The 23,664-nt window shown below is 62.6% G+C and carries 21 protein-coding genes; 15 read left to right on the top strand and 6 right to left on the bottom strand.

Annotation, left to right across the window (positions count from 1 at the left end):
• Positions 1 to 26: 26 nt before the first annotated feature.
• Entirely contained in the window at positions 27 to 1,220 is a 1,194-nt protein-coding gene (locus C9990_RS20580) for an MFS transporter (RefSeq protein ID WP_065905563.1), read from the top strand.
• Here the strand turns inward: C9990_RS20580 and C9990_RS20575 are convergent.
• Positions 1,183 to 1,455: a DUF1652 domain-containing protein gene (locus C9990_RS20575; RefSeq protein WP_065905564.1), complete on the bottom strand. Its 273-nt coding sequence runs from the start codon at positions 1,453 to 1,455 to the stop codon at positions 1,183 to 1,185. The genes C9990_RS20580 and C9990_RS20575 overlap by 38 nt on opposite strands.
• 131 nt (positions 1,456 to 1,586) lie before the next feature.
• Positions 1,587 to 3,083 carry a PAS domain S-box protein gene (locus C9990_RS20570; RefSeq protein ID WP_106804483.1) on the bottom strand — a complete coding sequence of 499 codons (1,497 nt, stop codon included), beginning with the start codon at positions 3,081 to 3,083 and terminating at the stop codon, positions 1,587 to 1,589.
• Between the two features lie 174 nt (positions 3,084 to 3,257).
• On the opposite strand from C9990_RS20570, the gene C9990_RS20565 reads away from it, so the two are divergent.
• Complete coding sequence (locus C9990_RS20565) at positions 3,258 to 4,226, top strand: hypothetical protein (RefSeq protein ID WP_065905566.1); 969 nt, start codon at positions 3,258 to 3,260, stop codon at positions 4,224 to 4,226.
• A 139-nt stretch (positions 4,227 to 4,365) separates the two neighbouring features.
• On the opposite strand, the gene C9990_RS20560 is transcribed toward C9990_RS20565, so the two are convergent.
• Positions 4,366 to 5,253 (bottom strand): nitrilase family protein, encoded by an 888-nt coding sequence (locus C9990_RS20560; protein ID WP_106804482.1) that lies wholly within the window; start codon positions 5,251 to 5,253, stop codon positions 4,366 to 4,368.
• Between the two features lie 206 nt (positions 5,254 to 5,459).
• Between C9990_RS20560 and C9990_RS20555 the strand changes: the two genes are divergently transcribed.
• From C9990_RS20555 to C9990_RS20530, 7 genes are all read left to right on the top strand, one after another.
• Positions 5,460 to 5,804 (top strand): FKBP-type peptidyl-prolyl cis-trans isomerase, encoded by a 345-nt coding sequence (locus C9990_RS20555; protein WP_106804481.1) that lies wholly within the window; start codon positions 5,460 to 5,462, stop codon positions 5,802 to 5,804.
• A 24-nt stretch (positions 5,805 to 5,828) separates the two neighbouring features.
• Positions 5,829 to 6,266: a T6SS immunity protein Tdi1 domain-containing protein gene (locus C9990_RS20550; RefSeq protein WP_106804480.1), complete on the top strand. Its 438-nt coding sequence runs from the start codon at positions 5,829 to 5,831 to the stop codon at positions 6,264 to 6,266.
• A 487-nt stretch (positions 6,267 to 6,753) separates the two neighbouring features.
• A complete protein-coding gene (locus C9990_RS32335) occupies positions 6,754 to 6,909 on the top strand; it encodes a hypothetical protein (RefSeq protein ID WP_157955090.1) in 156 nt (51 codons plus the stop codon).
• Positions 6,910 to 6,966: 57 nt separating this feature from the next.
• Positions 6,967 to 7,683: an MgtC/SapB family protein gene (locus C9990_RS20545; RefSeq protein ID WP_065905570.1), complete on the top strand. Its 717-nt coding sequence runs from the start codon at positions 6,967 to 6,969 to the stop codon at positions 7,681 to 7,683.
• Between the two features lie 302 nt (positions 7,684 to 7,985).
• Positions 7,986 to 8,615 carry a response regulator transcription factor gene (locus C9990_RS20540; RefSeq protein ID WP_065905571.1) on the top strand — a complete coding sequence of 210 codons (630 nt, stop codon included), beginning with the start codon at positions 7,986 to 7,988 and terminating at the stop codon, positions 8,613 to 8,615.
• A gap of 1 nt (position 8,616) precedes the next feature.
• The gene (locus C9990_RS20535) at positions 8,617 to 12,228 is read left to right on the top strand and encodes a transporter substrate-binding domain-containing protein (RefSeq protein ID WP_106804479.1); all 3,612 of its coding nucleotides are present in this window, start codon (positions 8,617 to 8,619) and stop codon (positions 12,226 to 12,228) included.
• A 134-nt stretch (positions 12,229 to 12,362) separates the two neighbouring features.
• Entirely contained in the window at positions 12,363 to 12,785 is a 423-nt protein-coding gene (locus C9990_RS20530; protein WP_065905573.1) for a chemotaxis protein CheY, read from the top strand.
• On the opposite strand, the gene dkgB is transcribed toward C9990_RS20530, so the two are convergent.
• The 3 genes from dkgB to C9990_RS20515 form a co-directional block, all read right to left on the bottom strand.
• Entirely contained in the window at positions 12,782 to 13,600 is an 819-nt protein-coding gene (dkgB, locus tag C9990_RS20525) for a 2,5-didehydrogluconate reductase DkgB (RefSeq protein WP_106804478.1), read from the bottom strand. The genes C9990_RS20530 and dkgB overlap by 4 nt on opposite strands.
• Before the next feature lie 114 nt (positions 13,601 to 13,714).
• Positions 13,715 to 14,293, bottom strand: a complete 579-nt coding sequence (locus C9990_RS20520; protein WP_065905575.1) for a cupin domain-containing protein — start codon at positions 14,291 to 14,293, stop codon at positions 13,715 to 13,717.
• Positions 14,281 to 16,236, bottom strand: a complete 1,956-nt coding sequence (locus C9990_RS20515) for an FAD-dependent oxidoreductase (RefSeq protein ID WP_106804477.1) — start codon at positions 16,234 to 16,236, stop codon at positions 14,281 to 14,283. The genes C9990_RS20520 and C9990_RS20515 overlap by 13 nt, the downstream gene beginning before the upstream one ends.
• A gap of 131 nt (positions 16,237 to 16,367) precedes the next feature.
• Here C9990_RS20515 and C9990_RS20510 point away from each other — a divergent pair, with 131 nt between their 5' ends.
• The 6 genes from C9990_RS20510 (at position 16,368) to C9990_RS20485 (ending at position 23,663) form a co-directional block, all read left to right on the top strand.
• Positions 16,368 to 17,126: a class II aldolase/adducin family protein gene (locus C9990_RS20510; RefSeq protein WP_106804476.1), complete on the top strand. Its 759-nt coding sequence runs from the start codon at positions 16,368 to 16,370 to the stop codon at positions 17,124 to 17,126.
• Between the two features lie 41 nt (positions 17,127 to 17,167).
• Entirely contained in the window at positions 17,168 to 17,806 is a 639-nt protein-coding gene (locus C9990_RS20505) for a TetR family transcriptional regulator C-terminal domain-containing protein (RefSeq protein WP_065905578.1), read from the top strand.
• A gap of 150 nt (positions 17,807 to 17,956) precedes the next feature.
• Positions 17,957 to 18,748, top strand: coding sequence for an enoyl-CoA hydratase/isomerase family protein (locus C9990_RS20500; protein WP_106804475.1), 792 nt, complete (start codon positions 17,957 to 17,959; stop codon positions 18,746 to 18,748).
• Positions 18,749 to 18,778: 30 nt separating this feature from the next.
• The gene (locus C9990_RS20495) at positions 18,779 to 19,939 is read left to right on the top strand and encodes an acyl-CoA dehydrogenase family protein (protein WP_065905580.1); all 1,161 of its coding nucleotides are present in this window, start codon (positions 18,779 to 18,781) and stop codon (positions 19,937 to 19,939) included.
• A gap of 18 nt (positions 19,940 to 19,957) precedes the next feature.
• Positions 19,958 to 22,066, top strand: coding sequence for an acetate--CoA ligase family protein (locus C9990_RS20490; protein ID WP_106804474.1), 2,109 nt, complete (start codon positions 19,958 to 19,960; stop codon positions 22,064 to 22,066).
• The gene (locus C9990_RS20485; protein ID WP_106804473.1) at positions 22,056 to 23,663 is read left to right on the top strand and encodes a 5-guanidino-2-oxopentanoate decarboxylase; all 1,608 of its coding nucleotides are present in this window, start codon (positions 22,056 to 22,058) and stop codon (positions 23,661 to 23,663) included. Before C9990_RS20490 ends, C9990_RS20485 begins: the two co-directional genes overlap by 11 nt.
• Position 23,664: the final 1 nt, after the last annotated feature.

Below are 23,664 nucleotides of genomic sequence, written 5' to 3'. Positions count from 1 at the left end.
GTTACCTTTGACCGAAAGAGAGCAGGATGCTTGCCACAATAAGAAACTACCCTCGCACCGTGAACCTGTTGCTGTCCGCCACGTTGATGCTGACGTTGGCCAAGGCCATCACCTTCCCCTACCTGGTCATTTACCTCACCAGCCACTTTGCCCTCGACATCAGTCAGGTCGGCCTGGTGATCGGCAGCTCGCTGATCGTCGGTTCGCTGCTCAGCGTGTACGGCGGCTTCCTGGTCGACCGCATCAACAGCTATCGGCTGCTGCTCGGCTTGAGCGTGGTGTTTGTGCTGGGTTTTATCGGCACGGTACTCGCGCAGAATATCTGGGCGTTCTACAGCTGCCTGATCCTGATCAACCTGGCTTATGCGGTGATCGACATTGCGGTCAAGGCAGGCTTTGCCAGCCTCTTGCCCGAAGAGGCGCGCAGCGAAGTGTTTTCGATCAAGTACACGCTGACCAACATCGGTTACGCCGTGGGGCCGTTCTTTGGCGCGATGGTGGCCAAGCTGGATATCAGCCTGCCGTTCATCCTTTCGGCGTTGCTGGGGTTGGGTTTTTTCCTGCTGTACTGGCGCTGGGGCGATCGCACCCTGGCCACCGCCGAGGTCGCGCAAAAGCCGGTGTCGTTCCTGGCCGTCGGCCGTGTGTTGCTGCGTGACCATCGATTGGTGTGCTTCACCCTCGGCGGCCTGCTCAGCGCCGTGGTGTTCGGCCAGTTCACGGCCTACCTGTCGCAATACCTGGTGACCACCACCAGCGCGGAATACACCTACACCGTGATCAGTGCGGTGCTGACCACCAACGCGGTGCTGGTGATTGCCTTGCAGTACGTGATTGGCCGGCGCATCTCGCACCGTTACCTCAGCCAATGGCTGATCTTCGGCCTGGGCATGTTCATGCTGGGGTTGATCGGGTTCGCGCTGTCCACCAGCGTGCTGTGGTGGGTGCTGGCGATGGCGGTGTTCACCGTGGGGGAAATTATCGTGTTCCCGGCCGAGTACATGTTTATCGACCGGATTGCCCCGGACCACCTGCGGGGCATGTACTACGGGGCGCAGAACCTGTCCAACCTGGGGGCAGCATTGGGGCCGGTGTTGTGCGGGCTGGTGCTGGCCAGCCTGCCGGCCCACTACATGTTCTACATGCTCGGGGCGTTCATCGTCGCGGGTGGGGTGTTCTACTTCATTGGTTCGTCGTTGAAGGCAAGTCATCCAGCGTGAGCTTGCCCATGTTGTTGCTTTGCAGTTCGTAGCGCAGTTCTTCCACCATTTTTTCCACTTCTTGCGGGGTCTGCAGCCGGTTGGTGCTGATCCCCGTCACCACCAGGTCCACCCGGCCGGTCTCGGCGTCATAGACCTTGAGGGTCAATGAGGCGTCCCGGCACAGGGTGAACTCGCATGTCAGCGGCGCCAGGCCTTCTTCGATGCAATTTCGCAGTTGAGAGAGCGTAAACATGAGGGTTCCTTCAAGGTGTCGTTTCACGACGGCACAGGTTCAAAGCCCTGTGCTCACCCCTTGAAGGTTAGGGATCGGTACGCCATCCGATAAGGCGAATTCATACTAGCTGGACTAGTGCATTTGTATGTTCAGCGCTTGCTTTTAACCCTTAATTCACCGGCAAACAGCCCGCGTTCACGGGCCCAGACAATCGCCGCACTGCGGCTGTGCACCCCCAGTTTTGAGTACACCGTGGCCACATGGTTACGCACCGTATTGGGTGCCAGTTTCAGCCGCGAGGCGATTTCCTTGTCGGCCAGGCCTTCGCAGATCAGGCCCAGCACATCGCGCTCACGCGCGGTCAGGTCGGTGAAGGCCACATTGGGCAGGTTGGGGCTGTTGACGCTCTTGGCGTTGGCCAGTTTTTCGATGAGGGTCTGGCTGAACCACGAGGCGTCCTGCATCACTTCCTCGATGGCAGCCACCAGCTCCAGCTCCGAGCGCTTGCGCTCGGTGATGTTCATCATCACCAGCAGGTAGCACGGCACGTCCTGGATGACCACGGTGTCGGCGGAAAGCACGCAGTCGATCACTTCGTTGCCTTTCTTGCGCACCTTGAGGTCCTGGCCATCGAGGTTGCCGGCTTTCTCCAGGGTGGCGAACACCTGGGCGGCCGCCGGGGCGCTGTCGATGAAGTGGATCTCTTCGATAGCCTTGCCGATCAGCTCCTCACTGGTGTACCCGGTAATCGTCATGAAGGCTTCGTTGATGTCCACCACCTGCCGGTTGGCGGCGCTGCACACCAGGGTCGGCACAGGCGTCAGGCGGAACGACTTGGCGAAGCGCTCTTCACTCTGGCGCAGCGCAATCTCGGCCTTGCGGCGTGGCTCCAGGTCGGTGAAGGAAAACAGCATGCATTCCTCCTCGTTCATGTCCAGCGGCTGGCCGGCGACGATCACCAGTTTGCTGCCACCTTCGGGCAGCTTCAGCTCGGCTTGCATCTGCGGGATGGTCGCGCCTTCGCCCAGGCGCTGGATGGCCAGGTCCTTGCGATCGGCCTGCTCCAGAACGTCCAGCTCATACACCGAACGGCCGATGACCTGGTCGCGGTTGTAGCCGGTCATCTCCAGGAAACCCTGGTTCACCTTGATATAGCGCAGGTCGCTCAGGCGGCAGATCACCGCAGGCGCCGGGTTGGCGTTGAAGGTTTTCTCGAAGCGCTGCTCGGCGCTGGCCCACTCGGTGGCGTCGCTGAGGATCAGTACCAGCAACTCGGGCTCGCCGTGGGAATCGCTGATCACCAGGCTGCGCAGGCGGTGGACCCAGGTCTTGTGTTCGTCGGCGGTGGGGGTGACTTCCACCACCACATCGCTGAATTCATCGCCCGCCGCCGCACGGGCGAGGGGGTAGTTTTCCAGCGGCAGGGGATGGTTATTGCGATAGCGCAGGCTGAAGCGTTCGGCGTATTCGCGGGTATCGGCGCCCAATGCCGCGACCTCATCCACCCCATGCATGGCCAGGGCGGCATCGTTGGCCCAGAGGATGGTCTGGTCGACCTCGGCGAGGATTATCCCGTCGGACAGCCCGGAGATGATCTGCTGCAGTTGGCGACGGTTGGTTTCTTTGGCAAGGACATCCTGGGTCATGGTTTCTCCGGGTTTTGGACGCATGAAAGTACGACACCCAGGCTTCAGGATAGTGCAGAGCAATTGCCTGCACCGGGGTGCGAATGCACCAGATGGCCTGGTGCATTTGCGCGGGGACGAGCGGGCACGTGGCTGGCCAGACTGAGACGGTCAATTACTGCAAAAGGATCAATCATGACCACTGTCTATGAAACCAACCGTTCGCCGTTTCGCGTGTCCTGGAGTTCTGTACTCGCGGGTAGTGCAATTGCCCTGGTGACCTACCTGGTGCTTAGTGTCCTCGGCACCGCCATTGGCGCCAGCGCCGTCAACCCGATGCAGGCGGGCAATCCGTTGAGCGGTTTCGGCACGGGCGCCGGCATCTGGCTATTTGTCTCGACGCTGATCGCCATCGCCGTGGGTGCCTTTGTGGCCGGGCGTACGGCACCGGATCGCGGCGGCCTGCATGGCGTGCTGACCTGGACCCTGACCACGTTATTCACCACCTGGCTGCTGGCAGGCCTGGCCGCGAGCGTGGTCGGTACCGCTGGCAATGTGGTGGGCAAAGGCCTGTCGGCTGCCGGTAGTGGCATCGCCGCCGCAGCGCCGGGCATCAGTGACAGCGTCAAGCAGCAACTGGACGAGCAGGGCATCCATCTGGACTGGAATAGCCTGCAAGCTCAGCTCGATACCCTGCTCAAGCAAAGCGGCAAGCCTGAATTGGACCCGGCCAATGTCGAGCAGAAAACCGATCAGGCCGCAGCGGATGGCAAGCAATCGGCGACGGCTGCCGCGACCAATCCAGCCTTGGCCGGTGATGCGCTCAAGCAGTGGTTCGACCGCGTCAAAGCCTCCGGTGAGCCTGCGCTGAACGCGGCCGATAAAGACGCGCTGGTCAACATCGTTGCCGCCCGTACCGGCAAGAGCAAAGAGGAAGCCACGCAGATCGTCGACAACTACGCCCAGGCCTATCAGCAGGCCATGCAGAAGGTCGATGAGCTCAAGCAACAGGCCGAGCAGAAAGCCCGTGAAGCAGGCGAAGTCGCGGCCAAGCAACTGTCCCGCGCAGCCTGGAGCACCTTGGCGATGTTGCTGCTGGGTGCGGCGTTGAGTTTCTTTGTGGGGCGTGTGGCGCTGACGACGCGTCGGGTGCCGTTGGCGTAAAAGCTGGGTGTGGCGAGGGAGCTTGCTCCCGTTGGGGCGCGTAGCGGTCCAAACAAGTGGTGCGTTGCGGGGGCTGCTGCGCAGCCCAACGCGGGGCAAGCCCGCTCGCCACAGGAGCGAGTACGCCAGGCCATTTTGGTTAGCGCGGCAGCGCGCGGTGCTGGACATACCCCAGCGTCTGATCGTAAAGGTCGACGCGCCGATCCCTCTGCAGGTCGTTGAGGCTATTCCAGATCGGTGCACTGCGCGCGCTGCTGAGATCAATGTCGGCGTACAGTATTTCCTCACGATTAGCCGAGGCCACTTTGCCAATTGGCCATCCATTGGTCCCGGCGATCAACGAACACCCCAGGTAGCGCGCGTCGCGTTCTTCGCCGATTCTGCTGGCGGCGGCGATAAACACATTGTTCACGTGCGCCGCCGTCATCGTCAGGTAAGACGCCATGCATTTGCCCGCTTCGTCAAATAACGGCGCAGGTGTCCAGGCCCAGTTGTTCAGGCTGCAAATGATATCGGCACCTTGTTGGCTGAGAATGCGCGGCACTTCGGGAAACCAGATGTCCCAGCAGATCAGCAGGCCAATCCTCCCGATGGGTGTATCGAAGACTGGGAAGCCAGTGTTTCCCGGGGTGAACCATAACTTCTCGAGGTTCCATAGATGGGCTTTGCGGTACTTGCCGATCAAACCGTCCGGGCCCAGCAGCAAGGCGGTATTGAACAGTTGCCTGCCGTCGATTTCGTTCAAGCCCGCTGCCAGGTACACCCGGTGCCGGCAAGCAAAGTCGCTCCAGGCTCGCACGCTTGGGCCGTTTGGAATGACTTCGGCGTGATCAAAGGCGTCCTGGCGGTTAGCAAAGAAATAGCCGCAGCTTGATAGCTCCGGCAGCACGATCAGATTGGCGCCGCCGTTCACGGCCTCAGTGGCCAATTCCAGGCTACGCCGCAGGTTGGCAGACCGATGGTCCGTACCCACCTGGGGATCGAATTGCACAACAGAAACGCGAACGGGGCTGATGGCTTGGGGCATGACAGGTGACCTCTTGGAAAATACAACCGAAGTGGTTGGCCTTGCATAAGAGGTGATTGAGCGAAAGGTGATAAGCCAGGCGCTTCTGCGACACTTGTCAGTTAGCTCCTGCAAATCGGTTGGCAGAGCCTGGACCGCTCTTGCGGTTGCAAATCCCCGCCAATTCTGGGAAAACCCCACCCCTCACGCCTTCAACGAGCCCCACCATGAGCAACGACGAACTCCAGGTCACCGACATCCGCCCAGGCACCGGCAAAGCCGTGGTCAAGGGGGCGCTGATCACCACTCAATACACCGGCACCCTGGAAGACGGCACGGTGTTCGATTCGTCCTGGGAGCGGGGTAAGCCGTTCCAGTGTGTGATCGGCACCGGCCGCGTGATCAAGGGCTGGGACCAGGGCCTGATGGGCATGCAGGTCGGCGGCGTGCGCAGGCTGTTTGTCCCGGCGCACCTGGCCTATGGCGAGCGGTCGATGGGCGCGCATATCAAACCCAACAGCAATCTGTGCTTCGAGATTGAGTTGTTGGAAGTGCTGACGCGCGATGATTGAAGTGTTTGTGAACCGGGAGGCTGCATGCCGTTGATTCAAGCTATTCGCGACAGCTGGGGGTGGGTCGGCATTGATCCCGTCGAGGTCGTCGGGACAACCGCCTTTGGCAATGTGATGATCAAGGACACGCAGGGACGCTATTGGCGGCTGTGCCCTGAAGCGCTTTATTGCGAGGTCATTGCGCAGACGCGTGCCGTGCTGGACGAGGTTTCCAGGGATCAGGCATTTTTGCGCGACTGGTATCTGCAACCCATGGTGGAGCAGGCCGAGGAGGCCCTGGGGCCGTTGGCGCCTGGCCAGGTTTATCATTGGGTTATTTCGCCGGTATTGGGCGGCGAGTACGTCATCGACAATGTGCGATGCCTGGATCATGTTGAGCAGCTTCGGTTCTGCGGTGATCTGGCACGGGAGATAAAGGATTTGCCCGACGGTGCCCAGGTGAAGCTCAGGCTTGTCGACTAGTCATTGAAAAAAGGCAGCGTTTCATGGACGTCCAGGGTGTAGCTGAATGGCCCCTCGGCGGCTCCTGAACCCTCCCTGAAGAATCCTCTTATCCACCTTACGGAAGCTTTCCTACGGTTTACTCCCGCGTAAACGGGGCGTAAGCTTCGCGCGTTTTCATCAATAGCGGAGACCCTCAGTGGGTACTTGTTCGAGTGACAGTAGTCGGCCGGTTTCGGTAACCGGCACATACTTGGCAAGGTAACGCGCATTTTCCTGATGCCGTTGTCTCGCCAACAAAGCGAGAAGCGGCATCCCGACAGCAGCCAGTCCTGGCGCCTGTTCGATCCCTCTCATCGACGCTGACCAGCACCTGACTGACCTCGGGATGCTACGGACGCGCCTGCCTTTTTTTGCGGCAGGCGGGCCGAGCTGACTGTGCCTGTAGAACGGGCAGGGTGCAGCCGGTCGTACCTGCCTGCAGGTTTCCTCGCGCAGGAGTTACACCATGAGCCTCATTCTGCTCAAAGCGTTGTTTGCCGGTTTCCTGCGGAATCGGCACATCGCCCGGCATTTCCGTCGCCTGCCGCTGATCCTGCTGGCGTATATGGCGCTGACCCAGGCGGTGAAAGGCTTCTACACCCGTAAATTTGGCTGGCAGTAACGGTGCTATCGCTGGCAAGCCAGCTCCTGCAGGTGCTGGCGTTCAAGGAGATTTTTTATGCAAGCAATCAACAACATCAACCTCAATTCGCTGATCGACACTTTGGTCAGCCTCACCGCCGCGTTCATCCTCGGCGGGCTGATCGGTTTTGAGCGCCAGTACCGCCAGCGCACGGCGGGCCTGCGCACCAACGTGCTGGTGGCGGTGGGCGCGGCGATTTTCGTCGACATGGCCAACCGCCTGGGCGGCGCAGAAGGCGCGGTGCGGGTGGTGGCGTACGTGGTCTCGGGCATCGGTTTTCTCGGCGCGGGCGTGATCATGCGCGAAGAAGGCAATGTGCGCGGGCTCAACACCGCCGCCACGCTCTGGGCGTCGGCGGCGGTGGGGGCCTGTGCCGGCGCCGACCTGATCCTCGAAGCGTTGCTCGGCACGCTGTTTGTGCTGGCGGCCAATACCTTGCTGCGGCCGATCGTCAACAACATCAACCGCCAGCCGCTGGATGTGGTGTCGGCGGAGGTCACCAATATCCTCTATGTCATTGCCCGGCGTACCCAGCAGAAAGCCGTGCTCGCACTGCTGGAAGCCGAGTTGGCGCGTTGCAACTACCCGGCCAGTGATGTCGATGTGCGGCCTTTCGGCACTGACGAAGTCGAAATCGAAGCCACCCTAGCGGTGACCTCGGTGGACGGTGACGAGCTGGATGCCCTGGTGGCGCGGATTTCTCTGTCGACCCTGGTGGTACAGGCCTTCTGGAGCCCAAGCACCACGGAGTAGTACGCGGACGTCAGGCTTTGCCTTGTTCAACACGGACTATGCTACTGAGAGGAAAAGTCCTACAAGCATTCGAGACTATCCCTTCATTTGAAACCACACGCCATTGTTAAGGTTGCGCGCTTGCGCCTATTTAGGAACCCAGGCGCAGCTTTACGTTTTCATCGTGTTTTTCAAAAGGAGAGGCCCGTACTGCCTGAAGTGTCACGCAGAGTACTCAGCACCGTTTGTCGGAACTGTTACTTTTCACAGGTAGATAGGACTCACGTGATATGTAAGCGTACTGATCCTCCCAGGGGAGTCTTATGAGCAACAAAGCTTTAATTGTGGATGATCACCCGTTTATACGCGCCACCGTCAAGCACCTGCTGAAGCAGGAGGGCTTCGACACCATCTTCGAAGCAGGTAACGGCGCGGATGCCATGCAAGTTGCCCGTGAGGAGCGTCCGGACCTTGTCATTCTCGACCTGGCAATGCCCAAGCTCGGTGGGTTGGAGGTGATCAGTCGGATTAAAGCCTTGGACCTGCCTTGCAAGATACTGGTACTGACTTCGTACCTGGCCGTGTTCTTTTCTACCCGTTGCATGCGCGCCGGTGCCATGGGGTTTGTCGCCAAGACCGGCGAACTCGACGAGCTGCAGAAGGCCATCAGGGCAATCAGGTCCGGCTACAGTTGCTTTCCGAGCCTGCCTACCAGTTCGGTGCGTCGCGACGACCTGCAATCCACCGAGCAGGAGTTGGTGGAGGCGCTGTCCGATCGCGAGCTGACGGTATTGCAAAAACTGGCCCTGGGCCTGGGTAACAAGGAGATTGCCGAGGACATGCTGTTGAGTCACAAAACCATCAGTACCTACAAGACGCGGCTCAAGGAGAAACTACGTATGTCCTCGGTGGTGCATCTGTCCAAGTTCGCGCAGCGCAATCACCTGATCTGAAATGAACCCCTCACGGTTGATCAAGCTCATGGTCATCCTGCTCGTGGGGATGTTGCCTGCGGCGGTGATGGCCGTGGATGCACCGCAAAGCCTGCGGCTACTCGGCCACTCAACCCTTGAACCCACCAGCGTGATGCTCGATGAAGCCGACTGGCGCTGGCTGCGCGAGCAGCGCACATTGGTCATCGGGGTCTCGGCGCCGGATTACGCGCCCTTTGACCTGAGTAACAACAAGCAAGAACTGGAAGGCATCACCGCCGATTATGCGGCGCTGATCGGCCAGGCGCTGAATATCGCGGTCACGGTTCGGCGCTACGACACGCGCGATGAAGTTATCGACGCCCTCAAGAGCGGTGCGGTGGATTTTCTCGGCTCGGCCAACGGTTATGAGTTCGCCGATCCGCAGTTGGTGCTATCGCGCTCCTACGCCAATGATCAACCCGTGCTGGTGACGCGCGCGGGTGACAACCTTGCATTGAATGCCGATCTGGCGGGCAGGCGCGTGGCGATGCTCTACCACTACATGCCGCCCGACGCCGTCCAGGCGTTCTACCCCCAAGCGCAGTTGCAGTTGTTTGGCTCGACCTTCGAGGCCATCGGCGCCGTCGCGTTCGGCCAGGCGGATGTGTACCTCGGGGATGCCATCAGCACCCGCTACCTGATCAACAAGAACCATCTCAATAATGTGCGCATGGCGGATTTTTCGGCCATGGAAGCCAACCCGTTCGGGTTCGCCCTGCGCAAGGAAAACACACGCCTGCTGAGGATTATCAACGCCGCGCTGGCCGCTGTTCCCGCCAACCAGCAGATGGAAATCCTGCGCCGTTGGAGTGCCGGTGGCATTGGTTTTCCCGAGGCCGACCGGCTGCGCTTGAGCGTCAATGAGCAGCGCTGGCTGGAGAAGCATCCGCGGGTAAAAGTGGCGGTGGTCGACAAGTTCGTGCCGCTGTCGTTTTTCAACGAGAAGGGCGAGTTCGAAGGCCTGAGTGCCGAGGTGTTGTCGCGGATCAGCCTGCGTACGGGCCTGAAGTTCGACATCGAGCAGGGCACTTCACTGCCGCGCCTGGTTGACGCGGTCAGCACCGGGCGCGTCGATATGCTGGCGGCCGTGACGCCCAGCATCGAGCGGTCGGAGAAGATCCGCTTTACCCGGCCCTACCTGTCAAACCCCTATGCCCTGGTGGTGTCCGCGGACAATGAGCGCGTGATTACCCTGGAGGACATGCCCGGCAAACGCCTGGCGGTGGTCAGCGGCAACAGCCTCGCGATGCAGATTGCCGAGGACTACCCAGGCGTGGTGTTTGTCGAAGTCGAGAACACCGAGCAGGCCATGGCATTGGTGGCCAAGGGCAGCGTGGAGGCGACCGCGGTGTCGTTGATCAGCGCGCGCTACATGATCGCGCGCAATTACCGTGAACGCCTGCGCATCACCAGCACCGTCGGCCGGGAGCCGGCGCGTTTTACCCTGGGGGTCAACCGCAGCGAACTGGAGTTGTATTCGATCCTCGACAAGGCATTGCTGAGCATTACCCCCGAAGAGATGGACGAGCTGACCAACCATTGGCGCAGTGAAATCATCCTCGAAGACAGCTACTGGCTGCGGCACCGCAACGTGATTATCCAAGGCTTCGCCCTTGCCGCGCTGCTGCTGTTGGTCGCCCTGGGCTGGGTGTTCTACCTGCGTAACCTGATTCGCAAGCGCGCCCAGGCGGAGCGGGCCTTGAGCGACCAGATGCGCTTTATGAGCGTGCTGATCGACGGCACTCCGCACCCGATTTACGTGCGCGATCGCCAAGGCCGCTTGATGGCGTGCAACAACGCCTACCTCGATGTCTTCGGTTTCAAGCTCGAAGACGTCATTGGCAAGACCGTGGTGGAGACCGATACCGGCAACCCTCCCCAGGCCCAGTCGTTCCATGCCGATTACCTGCGCTTGATGGAGCAGGGCGAACCGCAGATCCATGACCGCGTGTTGAAGATTCCCGGTGGCGGGGTGTTGACCATCTACCAGTGGATGCTGCCCTACCGGGATAGCAACGGCGGCGTCGTGGGCATGATTGCCGGCTGGGTCGATGTCAGCGAGCGCCAGCGCTTGCTGGGTCAATTGCAGGAAGCCAAGGAGGAGGCCGACGCAGCCAACCGCGCGAAGACCACCTTCCTGGCCACCATGAGCCATGAAATACGCACGCCCATGAACGCTGTGATCGGCATGATCGAGCTGGCCCTGGAAAACGCCCAACAGGGGCGTGCCGACCGCGCCGCGCTGGAGGTGGCCTCGGTGGCGTCGCACAGCATGCTGGAGTTGATCGGCGATATTCTCGACATTGCGCGGATTGAATCCGGCCACCTGTCACTGGCCCTGGAGCCCGCCAATCCGCACGAGCTGCTGGCCTCGGTGGCGCGGGTATTTGAAGGGTTGGCGCGCGACAAGGGCCTGGTGTTGCAAGTGGAACTCGACCCGCTGATCGACCATGCGGTGTTGATCGACCCGCTGCGCTTCAAGCAGGTGGTGTCCAATCTGTTGGGGAATGCGATCAAGTTCACCACCAACGGTCAGGTACGGGTGGGGGCCCAGGGGGCATTGGTCGGCGATCAACTGGACCTGCGGCTATGGGTGGAGGACACCGGCATTGGCATCAGCGCTGTCGATCAGCAGCGCTTGTTCAACCCCTTTATCCAGGGCAGCAATAACGAACAATCGGCACGCAGTGGTTCTGGCCTTGGACTGGTCATCAGCCGCAACCTGTGCGAGATGATGGGCGGGCAATTGCACTTGAGCAGCGTGCTGGGCAAGGGCACGCGGGTGGATGTGACGCTGTCGCTGGAAATGACCACCCGCGTGCCGGATGCATTGCCCGTCTTGCCCGTTCCGACGGCCCGGGCGTTGAGCATCCTGGTGGTGGATGACTACCCGGCCAACCGCCTGCTGCTGGCTCGCCAGTTGAGCTTCCTGGGGCACCGCATCACCACCGCCGAGGACGGTGCCCAAGGCTTTGCCGTGTGGCAGGCCGGGCAGTTCGACGGGGTGATCACCGATTGCAATATGCCCTTCAAGGATGGGTATACGTTGGCGCGGGATATTCGTGCCCAGGAGCGTCAGCGCGGGCTCACGCCGTGCCTGCTGCTGGGGTTCACCGCCAATGCGCAGCCACAAGAAACCGAACGCTGCCGACAAGCCGGCATGGATGGCTGCCTGTTCAAGCCTACCGGGCTTGAAGACTTGCGCGCCGCGTTGGCATCGCGCGCGGTCGGCGAGGTGACACAGGCGGTTGAGCCGACGTTTGATTTGAGCACGCTGATCGCGCTGACCGGTAGCGATAAGGTCGCGCTGAACGAGCTGCTGACGCCGTTACTCGACAGCCTGGAGGAAGATCGCGCCTGGCTGGGTGTTGAGCAAAATCGCACGGACTTCGCCAGGCTGCATGACCTGGCCCATCGCGTCAAAGGTGGCGCACGCTTGGTCAAGTCTCAGGCGTTGATCGCCAGCTGCGAGACCTTGGAAGAGCTGTGCGAGCGTCGCGAAGGCGAGGCATTGGACGCAGCAGTGCAGGCGGTGGAACGGGCTATCGCAGGCTTGCAACACAGCCTCGGGCAGTACTGCAATCAGCCGTGACCGAGGTAGACAGCCATTCGGTGCATTTGGGACAACTCCTACATGAAGGGGGAACATGCCTGATTTTGTCTTCGGGATATGTCTGGAAAATGGGCGACGCTCACTGACGAGCGCTGCCAGCCCAGGGGTTTGCCATGCCGAACAAAGCACTGACCATCCTGATTGCCGATGAACAGCACCTGCAACGGTTGTACATCGAAAAAATGCTCAATCAGTTGGGGTACCACCGGATCGTGCCGGTACAGACCTTCGAAGAAGTCCAGATACTCACCGCCATTCCGGCCGAACCCTTTGACGTGCTGATCATCAATGCGGGGCTGACGCTGCACAGCTGCGGGCCCCAGCCCCAGGTACGCCACGTGCTGGTCTACGACCACCTCGACCTGGGCGCACCTGCCGGCGCAACACCGGCGGTGCTGGTACGGCTGCCCGGGGTACCGGACAACGTCAACCTCGAACATTTCATGGACATCATCGACCCACCCGCAGCCACGGCGGGCCTGCGGGTATTGCCCTGGTTGCGCGAGTTATCCCGCGCACGGGTGGCCGGCGCCTAGTCCCACTTCGGCGCGATGCCCTTGGGGCTGGTCAAGCGATGGCCGCGCTCCAGACCGGCAATCTGTTCCATGTCGGCAGCACTCAAGGTCAGTTGCAGGGCCTTGAGGTTGCTTTCCAGGTTGGCGCGTTTGGTCGAGGAGGGGATCACGGCGTACCCGAGTTGCATGGCCCAGGCCAGCGTCACTTGGGCCGGGGTGGCTTGATGGCGCTCGGCGATCTGCTGGATCACCGGGTCCTTGAGCACTTCGCCGTAGGCCAGGGTCATGTATGAGGTGATCTGGATACCGTGGGCGCTGGCGAACTCCGCCACCTTGCGGTTTTGCAGGTAGGGGTGCAGTTCGATCTGGTTGGTCGCGATGTGCTCGGCGCCGACCGCTGCGATGGCCTGTTTCATCAGGTCAATGGTGAAGTTGGAAATACCGATCTGGCGCGTCAGGCCCTGGCGCTTGGCTTCCAGCAACTGGCTCATGAATTCGGCGACGGGAACCTGGTCTTCCGGCGACGGCCAGTGGATCAGGGTCAGGTCCAGGTAGTCGGTCTGGAGCTTGCGCAGGCTCTCTTTGAGGCTCGGGATCAACTGGCCTTCGGCGAAGTTGGCGATCCAGATCTTGCTGGTGATGAACAGCTCATCACGGGGCACACCGCTGTCGGCGATGGCTTGGCCGACGTCAGCTTCGTTCTCGTAGATCTGCGCCGTGTCGATGACGCGGTAGCCCAGTTCCAGGCCGGTGCTGACGGAGTCAATCACCACCTGGCCCTGCAGGCGGAAAGTGCCGAGGCCGAAGGCGGGTACGTTGGACGTGGGGATAGACATCAGTAACTCCTGAAGAGGTGTGAACAATGGAGTCGAGTATCCGCCCGTCGTTCCTTCGGAAAAACCGTCGAATCCGAAAAGGACTCTTTACCGCAGGTCACGAATGCGCCTGGCCTAAAATGTCGGCGGCGTAATCACCCAGATCACCACCGTCTCCACCTTGCCGGGGTTGCCATACCGATGCGGTTCGCTGCTGGCAAAGCTGAAGCTGTCACCGGCCGCCAGCAGGAAGTGCCGCTCTCCCACCCACAGCTCGAACTGTCCGCGCAACACATAGCCGGCTTCTTCGCCTTCATGGCTATAGCTCTGCTGGCTGTAGGTGCCCGGTGGGAAACTCGATTGCAGCATTTCCAGTTGATGGTTGGGCAGGGGCGTCAGCAACTGGTCGACGATGCCGTCTTCATAGTGGATGCTCTGGCGATTGTCCTTGCGCACCACGTAGCCTGCGTCTGCCGGTGCGGGCGTGGTCTCGCTGGCGAAGAACCATTGGATCGTCACCCCCAGGCTGCGAGCGATGTTGAACAGTGCCGGAATCGACGGGTACGCCAGGTTGCGTTCCAGCTGGCTGAGGTAGCCGGCGGTCAGTTCGCTGGCCTCTGCCAGGGCGGTCAAGGTCATGCCGCTGGCCTTGCGCAAACCACGTATGCGGGTGCCGAGAAACAGTTGCTGGGGTTGGTCGTTCACAGGTTCCATGCCACCTTGAGTCCTTCGTAGATCGCCTCTTCGGCGGTGCGCGGCGCCAGGCAGTCGCCGATCCGGTCAAACGGCACCAGGCCCTGCAACTGCGCGCCGAGAGTGTCCACGGGCTGATGGCCCTGGCACAACACCAGCGTGTCGATATTCTCCAGCAGCATGGGTTCGCCGCTGGCGGTGTGTTGCAGGTACACCGTGGTGTCGTCGCAGCCGTACAAGCGCGCATACGGGATGATCGGAATGCCCAGCCGGTGCAGCTCGCCGGCCAGTTGATCACGCACATACAGCGGCAGATTCTCGCCACAGTGCGTGCCATTCACCGCCAGTTGTACCTGATGCCCGGCGCGCACCAGGCGCTCGGCAATGCCGGGGCCGATCCAGTCGCAACGCCAGTCGACCACCACCACCGAACGCCCCAGGGGCACTGCGTCGCGCAGCACCTGCCAGGCATCCACCACCTGCAGTTCGCCGCCTTGCTCGAAGGCCGGCCAATAGGGTTCGGCGCCGGTGGCAATGATCACGTGGTCGGGTTGCTCGCGTTCCACGAGCGCGCGGTCGACGCGGGTGTTGCGCAGCACCTGCACACCGGCCAGTTGCATCTCGCGTTGCAGGTTGGTGCTGGCGCCGCCGAACTCACTGCGCCGTGGCAGCAATTGCGCCAGCAGCACTTGCCCGCCCAACTGGGCGCTGGCCTCGTAGAGCGTCACGGCATGCCCGCGTTGCGCCGCGACCGCTGCGGCTTTCATACCCGCCGGACCACCGCCCACGACCATGATGCGCTTGCGCTTGAGTGTCGCTTGCACCTCGCCGAATTGCAGCTCGCGGCCGGTCTCGGGATGCTGGATGCACGAGATCGGCAAGCCCTTGTGAAAGTGACCGATGCAGGCCTGGTTGCAGGCGATGCACGCGCGCACATCTTCGACGCGCCCGTCGAGAGTCTTGGCGGGCATCAGCGGGTCGCAGATCAATGCGCGGGTCATGCCGCACACATCGGCCTGGCCGCGCGCGAGGATCAATTCGGCTTCCTGGGGCTGGTTGATGCGCCCGGTGACGAACAGCGGAATCGACAGGCTGGCCTTGAACGTCGCGGCCTCATCGGCGAGGTACGCGGCGGCAATCGCCATGGGCGGCACGATATGGATTGCACCGCCCAGCGAGGCCGACGTGCCCGCAACGATATGCACGTAGTCCAGATGGGACTGCAGGCTCTGCACGGCTTCGAGGGATTCGCTTTCGGTGAGCCCTTCGGCATCGCGTTCATCGGCAGAAATGCGCAGGCCGATGATGAAGTCCGCGTCGGTAGCCGCGCGCACGGCGGCGAGGATTTCCGTCAGGAACCGCAGCCGTTGCTCAAGCGCCCCGTTGTAGCCATCGCTGCGCCGATTGACCCGCGGGTTGAGAAACTGCGCCGGCAGGTACCCATGGCTGGCGACCACTTCGACCCCGTCGATCCCGGCCTGGTGCAGACGCCTGGCAGCGGCGGCGTAACCCGCGACAATCTCATCGATCATCGCTTGGTCCAGCGCACGCGGCATCACCCGGAAGCGTTCATTGGGCACCCCCGAGGCCGAGTAGGCCACCGCCAGCAGGCCATCCGCCGACTCCATGATTTCCCGCCCGGGATGAAAGATCTGCGACAGCACCACGGTGCCATGGGCATGGCAGGTTTCGGCCAGCTCGCGGTAGCCCTCGATGCACGCATCGTCGGTGGCCATCAACACATGGGAGGTGTACCGCGCGCTGTCATGCACCCCGGCCACCTGCAGCACAATCAGGCCGACACCGCCTTCGGCACGCTCACGGTGGTAGGCGATCAATGGCGGATTGACCCGGTTATCGGTGGGCATCGAGGTGTCATGACCGCTGGACATGATGCGGTTTTTCAGGCGTTTGCCCCGCAGTGCCAGGGGCTCGAACAGGTGCGGGAAAGCAGAGGGCGACATGGTGCGGGTACTCCAGGCGCTGTTATTGTTATTTTTCTATAGGAGGCTGCCGCCAGTAAAAAATCAACTTGTTTTTTTACTGGCGTCTGGATTAGCGTCGCCTTCACCCACCCCGTGCCCGGAGAATAAAAATGCCTCACTCCACCGAACAGCACCTGCGCGAAGAGCTTGCGGCGTGTTATCGATTGATCGCGCACTACCGCATGAGCGACCTGATTTTCACGCATATCTCGGTGCGCATTCCCGGGCCCGAGCATCACTTCCTGATCAATCCCTACGGGCTGATGTTCGATGAAATCACCGCCTCCAGCCTGGTGAAGATCGGCCTCGACGGGCGCGCGGTCGAGCCGTCGCCGCATGCGGTCAACCCCGCCGGCTTTGTGATTCACAGCGCAATCCATGGCGCCCGCGAAGATGCCCACTGCGTGCTGCACACCCACACCCGCGCGGGCTGCGCGGTGGCGGCGCTGGCGTGCGGGTTGTTGCCGGTGAACCAGATTTCCATGGAGTTCTACGGCAAGGTTGCCTACCACGACTACGAAGGCGTGGCCCTGGACATGGACGAGCAGCAACGCCTGGTGCGCGACCTCGGCGACAAGCCGGTGCTGATGCTGCGCAACCATGGTTTGCTGACGGTAGGCGCAACCGTCAGCCAGGCATTCCTGCGCATGTACTACCTGGAAAAAGCCTGCGACATCCAGATCGCCGCCCAGGCCTGTGGCCCACTGGTGCTGCCATCCGCCGAGGTCTGCCAGTACACCGAGCAGCAATTCAACAACCCCGGCCGGCCGCTGGAGGAGGGCGAGTTGGTTGACCTGGATGCGATGCAACTGGCGTGGGCGGCGTTGCTGCGCATGCTGGATCGGGTGTCGCCGGGGTACCGCGACTGATGTAGAGTCGTGCAGCCGACTCAACCGAAGGACACCGCGCCATGACCCAGGAAACCCGTTTCTCCCGGATGGAGCCGGAATTGCGCAAGGCCAATCTGGTCCAGGCGACCCTGACTTGCCTCAAGCGTGACGGGTTCCAGGGCGCCTCGATCCGCAAGATCAGCGCCGAGGCCGGGGTCTCCGTCGGGCTGATCAGCCACCACTACTCGGGCAAGGATGAGTTGGTGGCCGAGGCCTATCGCACCATCACCGGCCAGGTCATGAGCCTGCTGCGCGAGACCATGGCCAAGGCGCCGCCCAACCCTCGGGAGCGTTTGTCGGCGCTGTTTCGGGGCTCGTTTTCCGCCGAGTTGCTCGACCCGCAGTTGCTGGACGCGTGGCTGGTGTTCTGGGGCGCAGTGAAGACGGCGCCGGCGATCAACCTGGCCCACGAACACTCCTACGGCGAATACCGCACCATCATGCGTTCGGCCCTGACCGACATGGCCCGCGAAGAAGGGTGGGAGCAGTTCGACGCCGACCTCGCGGCCATCGGCCTGAGCGCCTTGCTCGACGGGTTGTGGCTGGAGTCGGGCCTCAACCCCGGCACGTTCACCCCGGAGCAGGGGATCCAGATCTGCGAAGCCTGGGTCGACGGCCTGCAGTCTGGCGGTCGCAAGCGTTACCAGCTCAAACCCTGAGCCTTCCTCGCCGCCCTGGACGCAAGGTCCGGGGCGGTTTTTCCGGCACTGAAAAAATTTAAGATTTGCCGATTGCCTCCTTACTGAACACTCGTTTAGTATCGCCCCATGTCGCACCCCTCACGCCAAATAAAATAATTCGAGGAAGCCATGACTACCGATTCGTCCGTGCTCACCCACGTGCAGGCAGGCGTTGCCTGGATCACCCTCAACCGAGGGCCGCAGCGCAATGCGCTGGACATCCCGACCCTCAAGCACCTGCACAGCCTGCTCGACGCGTTCAACTGCGACCCGGCCGTGCGTGTGGTGGTGTTGACCGGCAGCGGCCGCAGCTTCTGCGCCGGCGCGGACCTCGCGGAGTGGGCCGACGCCGAAGCACGCGGCGCCCTGGAAACCTACGGCTGGACCGAAACCGCCCACGCCCTCATGACCCGCCTTCACAGCCTCGACAAACCCACGATTGCCGCGATCAACGGCACCGCCGTCGGCGCCGGCATGGACCTGACCCTGTGCTGCGACCTGCGCGTAGCGGCCCAGTCGGCGCGCTTCAAGGCCGGCTACACCAGCATGGCGTATGCCCCGGACGCCGGTGCCAGCTGGCATTTGCCGCGCCTCATCGGCAGCGAGCAGGCCAAGCGCCTGCTGTTCCTTGATGAGCTGTGGAGCGCCGACCGCGCCCTGGCAGCCGGCCTGGTCGGTGAAGTGGTCGCCGATGAGCAACTGCATGCCCACACCCTCGAACTGGCGACCCGCCTGGCCAACGGCCCGACCTTCGCCTTCGCCCAGACCAAAACCCTGATCCGCGATGGCGCCGACCGCAGCCTGCCCGAGCAACTGCAAGCCGAACTGGCCGCCGGCCTGTTATGCGGACGCAGTGCAGATGGCGCCGAAGCCCTGCGCGCGGCCATGGAAAAACGCCTCCCGACATTCTGCGGCAAATAACAACAACGACACCCTCGAGCAGGTAGCGCCATGAATTTCCAACTCAGCCAAGAACAAGACATGTTGGTGGACGCGGTACGCAGTTTTGTTGCCAAGGAATTGTTGCCCCACGAGGAGGCGGTGGACCGCGCCGACGAGGTTTCACCAGAGCTGGCCGCGCAGATCCGCGACAAGGCCATCGCTGCCGGCTTCTATGCCTTCAACATGCCGGAAGAGGTCGGTGGTGGTGGCCTCGACTACTTGTCGCAGGCGTTGATCGAACGGGAATTGTCCAAGGTGTCGTGGGCCCTGCATGTGTTTGTCGCGCGCCCGTCGAAAATCCTCATGGCCTGCACCGGCGCGCAGATCGGCGACTATCTGCTGCCGTGCGTGCAGGGCAAGAAAATCGACTGCTTCGCGCTGACCGAACCCGGTGCCGGTTCGGACGCCAACGCGATCAAGACCCGCGCCGTGCGCCACGGCGACGACTTCGTGATCAACGGCAGCAAGCACTTCATCAGCCATGCCGGGCACGCCGATTTCGCCATCGTGTTTGCCGTCACCGACACCTACGAGCACAACGGCCGCCAGCGCAATGCGGTGACTTCATTCCTGGTCGACCGTGGCACGCCGGGCATGACCATTCGCCGGGGCCCCAAGTGTGTGAGCAACCGCGGTTACCACACCTACGAAATGTTCTTCGACGACTGCCGCGTGCCAGCCTCCAAGGTACTCGGTGAAGTGGGCAAAGGCTGGGACGTGGCCAACGCCTGGCTCACCGCCGGGCGCGTGATGGTCGCCGCCAACTGCGTCGGCCAGGCCCAGCGTGCGCTGGAGGTGTCGCTGCAATGGGCAGCGGATCGCAAGCAGTTTGGCCAGCCCATCGGCACCTATCAGGGCGTGAGCTTCAAACTCGCCGACATGGCCACGCAGATACGCGCGGCTGAACTGCTGACCCTGCACACCGCCTGGAAAATGGATCAGGGCAGCATGACCGACGGTGAGGCCGGCATGGCCAAGCTGTTTGCCAGCGAAACCCTGGGCAAGGTCGCCGACGAGGCCGTGCAGATTTTCGGTGGCATGGGCTTGATGGATGAAGGGCCGGTGGAGCGCATCTGGCGCAACGCGCGGATCGAACGGATCTGGGAAGGCACTTCGGAAATCCAGCGCCACATCATCGCCCGTGAACTGTTGCGGCCGCTGTTGCGCTGATCGGCGCGGAGAACGCTTATGTCCCAGGCTATTCGCGACAATCTCAAGCGCCTGCTGGCGCCCCGGCACCTGGCTTTTGTCGGCGGGCGCAGCATGGCCCGCGCCCTCAAGCGCTGTGCCGACGGCGGGTTTACCGGGCCGATGTGGCTGGTCAACCCGCAGCATGACAGCCTCGACGGCATCCCCTGTGTGCGCCGCGTCGCCGACCTGCCGTGCGGCCCGGATGCGGTATTCATTGCCACCAACCGTGAACTGACATTGACCTGCGTTGCTGAACTGGCCGCCATCGGCACCGGCGGCGCGATCTGCTACGCCTCCGGCTTTGCCGAAACCGGCGCCAGTGGTGCCGCGCTGCAGCAGCAGTTGTTGCACGCCGCTGGCGAGATGGCCTTGCTCGGTCCCAACTGCTACGGCCTGCTCGACTACCTGCACAGCGCCGCCCTGTGGCCGGTGGCCCACGGCGGCAAAGCGGTGGAGAAGGGCGTGGCGGTGCTGACCCAGAGCGGCAACTTCGCCTACAACCTGTCGATGAGCGACCGCTCGTTGCCGGTGGCCTACATGGCCTCGGTCGGCAACCAGGCGCAATTGGGCGTGGCCGAATTGATGGACGTACTGCTCGATGAGCCGCGCGTGACCGCCATCGGTCTGCACCTGGAGGGTTTGAAGAATGTCCCGGGGTTCGCCCGCGCCGCGCACAAGGCGCTGGAGAAGGGCATCCCGATCATCGCGTTGAAAACCGGCGTGTCGCAGATCGGGGCCGAGCTGGCGCTGAGTCATACCAGTTCGCTGTCCGGCTCCGACACACTGTACGACAGCCTGTTCGCCCGGCTCGGGGTGATCCGCGTGAGTGGGCCGGTGAGTTTTGTCGAGACCTTGAAAGCCGCAGCGTGCGGCAATCTGCCGGCCGGCAACCGCCTGATCGCGCTGGCCTGTTCCGGTGGCGACGCGGGACTGATCGCCGACTACGCCGAGCGCAACCAACTGGCCTTGCCGACACTCGACGAAGACCAGCGCGCAGAGCTGGCGCAGGTGCTGCCCAGCTACGCCAACCTGGTCAACCCGCTGGACTTTACCACCGCCATCTGGGGTAACCGCGAAGCCCTCGACACGATGCTCGATACCGCCCTGCGCACGGAGGCCGATGCCGCCATGCTGGTGCTGGACTACCCGGCCGAATTCACTGGCGAACGCAAGGAATGCGACCTGCTGCTCGGGCTGTTTTGCGACGCGCTCGACCGGCATGGCAAGACCGGGTTTGTCACCTCGGCGTTTCCCGAATTGCTGCCGGCCCATGCCCGCGAGCGCTTGCATGCCCGCGGCATTGCCGCGCTGCAAGGCGTGGAGGATGCACTCGCGGCCTGGGGGCGGATCGCCGAGTATCAGCATAATCGACGGACCTTGCTGGCGCGCGGCGAATCGAGCCTCGTGCCGCTGTGCCCGCAACCCCTGCAAGGCCAGGGCCTGGCCCTGGATGAGTGGGCGTCCAAGCAAGCCTTGCGCGTGTTCGGCCTGAACACGCCGGCGGCGGTATTGAGTACGCCGGGACGCGCGATTGCCGATGCCGATGTGCTGGGCTACCCGTTGGTGCTCAAGGCGGTCAGCACGCAGTTGCCGCATAAAACCGAGGCCGGTGCCGTCGCCTTGAACCTGCAGGATGGTGTGGCGCTGACGTCTGCGCTGGCGCTGATGCGCGGGCAGATCGCCGCGTACGCGCCCGGTGTAGCGTTTGACCAACTGCTGCTGGAGTCCATGGCGACCCCGCCGTTGGCCGAGCTGATCGTGGGTATCAAGCGCGAGAATGACTTCGGCCTGGCGCTGGTGATCGGCGCTGGTGGCATCCTCGTGGAACTGCTCAAGGACAGTCGCAGCCTGCTGCTGCCGACCACTGACGATGCGATCCGCCACGCCGTGCTCAGCTTGCGCAGCGCCGCGTTGCTGCAGGGCTTTCGCGGGCGCGAAATGGCGGATCTCGACGCGCTGGTCGCGGCCATCCGTGCGGTGGCCGACTACGCCTGCGCCAACGCCGCGCAATTGCTGGAGTTGGATGTGAACCCATTGCTGGTCAACGCCCACGGCGCCACGGCGGTCGACGCGTTGATTCGTCTAGGAGATCAACATGCACGATAAAACCTTGACCGGCGGCCAGGCCCTGGTGCGGTTGCTGGCCAACTATGGCGTCGATACCGTCTTCGGGATTCCCGGAGTGCACACCCTGGAGTTGTACCGCGGCTTGCCCGGCAGCGGCATTCGCCATGTACTCACCCGCCATGAACAGGGCGCGGGCTTTATGGCCGATGGTTATGCGCGTGTCAGCGGCAAGCCCGGCGTGTGCTTTGTGATCACCGGGCCCGGCGTGACCAACGCCGCAACCGCCATCGGCCAGGCCTACGCCGACTCCATACCGCTGCTGGTGATTTCCAGCGTCAACCACACCGCCAGCCTCGGCAAGGGCTGGGGCATCTTGCATGAGACCCAGGACCAGCGCGCGATCACGGCGCCGATCACGGCGTTTTCCGCCGTGGCCTTGAGCACCGAGGATTTGCCCGAACTGGTGGCGCGTGCTTATGCGGTGTTCGACAGTGAGCGGCCACGGCCGGTGCACATTTCGGTGCCGCTCGACGTGTTGGCTGCGCCGATCCAGAGAGATTGGAGCAATGAGGTCGTACGCCGCCCAGGGCGCGGTTTGCCCTCGGCGGAAGACCTGGACCAAGCGGCGGCAAAACTGTCGGCGGCCAAGCGCCCGATGATCATCGCCGGCGGCGGCGCGCTGGCAGCCGGCGAGGCGTTGCAGCGCTTGAGCACACAACTGGCGGCGCCGTTTTTCAGCAGTGTCGCGGGTAAGGGCCTGTTGCCGATCGAGCATCCGCTGAATGCCGGCTCGACCTTGTGCGTCGAACCCGGTTGGCAATTGATCAGCGAGGCCGACGTGGTGCTTGCGGTCGGCACGGAAATGGCCGACACCGACTATTGGCGCGAGCGTTTGCCGCTGAACGGCGAGCTAGTGCGCGTGGACATCGACCCGCGCAAATTCAATGATTTCTACCCGTGCGCCGTCGCGCTGAAAGGCGATGCCCAACAGACGGTGCAAGCCCTGCTGCAACGGCTACCGCCGGCACCGCGCGACGCTGCGGCAGCGGCCAGATCAGTGGCGGCAGTGCTGCAGGCCATCGAGTCCGGACACGGTCCGTTGCAATCGATCCACCAGGCGATTCTCGAGCGCATCGAGGCCGAATTGCCGGCGAATGCGGTGATCAGCAGTGACATGACCCAACTGGCCTACACCGGCAACTACGCCTACCGCAGCCGGGCCCCGCGCAGTTGGCTGCACCCCACGGGCTACGGCACCTTGGGCTACGGCTTGCCGGCCGGCATCGGCGCCAAGTTCGGCGCGCCGCAGCGGCCCGGCCTGGTGCTGGTGGGTGATGGCGGCTTTCTCTACACCGCGCAGGAACTGGCGACGGCGGTGGAAGAACTGGACAGCCCGCTGGTGGTGCTGCTGTGGAACAACGACGCCCTCGGCCAGATCCGTGACGACATGCTCGACCTGGAGATCGAACCGATCGGCGTGCTGCCGCGCAACCCGGATTTTGCCTTGTTCGCCCAGGCGTTCGGCTGCACGGTGAACCAGCCCCAGGACCTGGATGCATTGCAGACGGACTTGCGCAACGCCTTCAAACGCAACGGCGTGACCTTGATCGAGCTGAAACATGCCTGTGCCTGTTGAT

It is taken from the genome of Pseudomonas sp. S5D5, from assembly GCF_003013355.1.
GTDB lineage: Bacteria > Pseudomonadota > Gammaproteobacteria > Pseudomonadales > Pseudomonadaceae > Aquipseudomonas > Aquipseudomonas aylmerensis.
The sequence above is the reverse complement of the archived record's forward strand: the minus strand, read 5'-3'. Positions and strand labels throughout refer to the sequence as shown.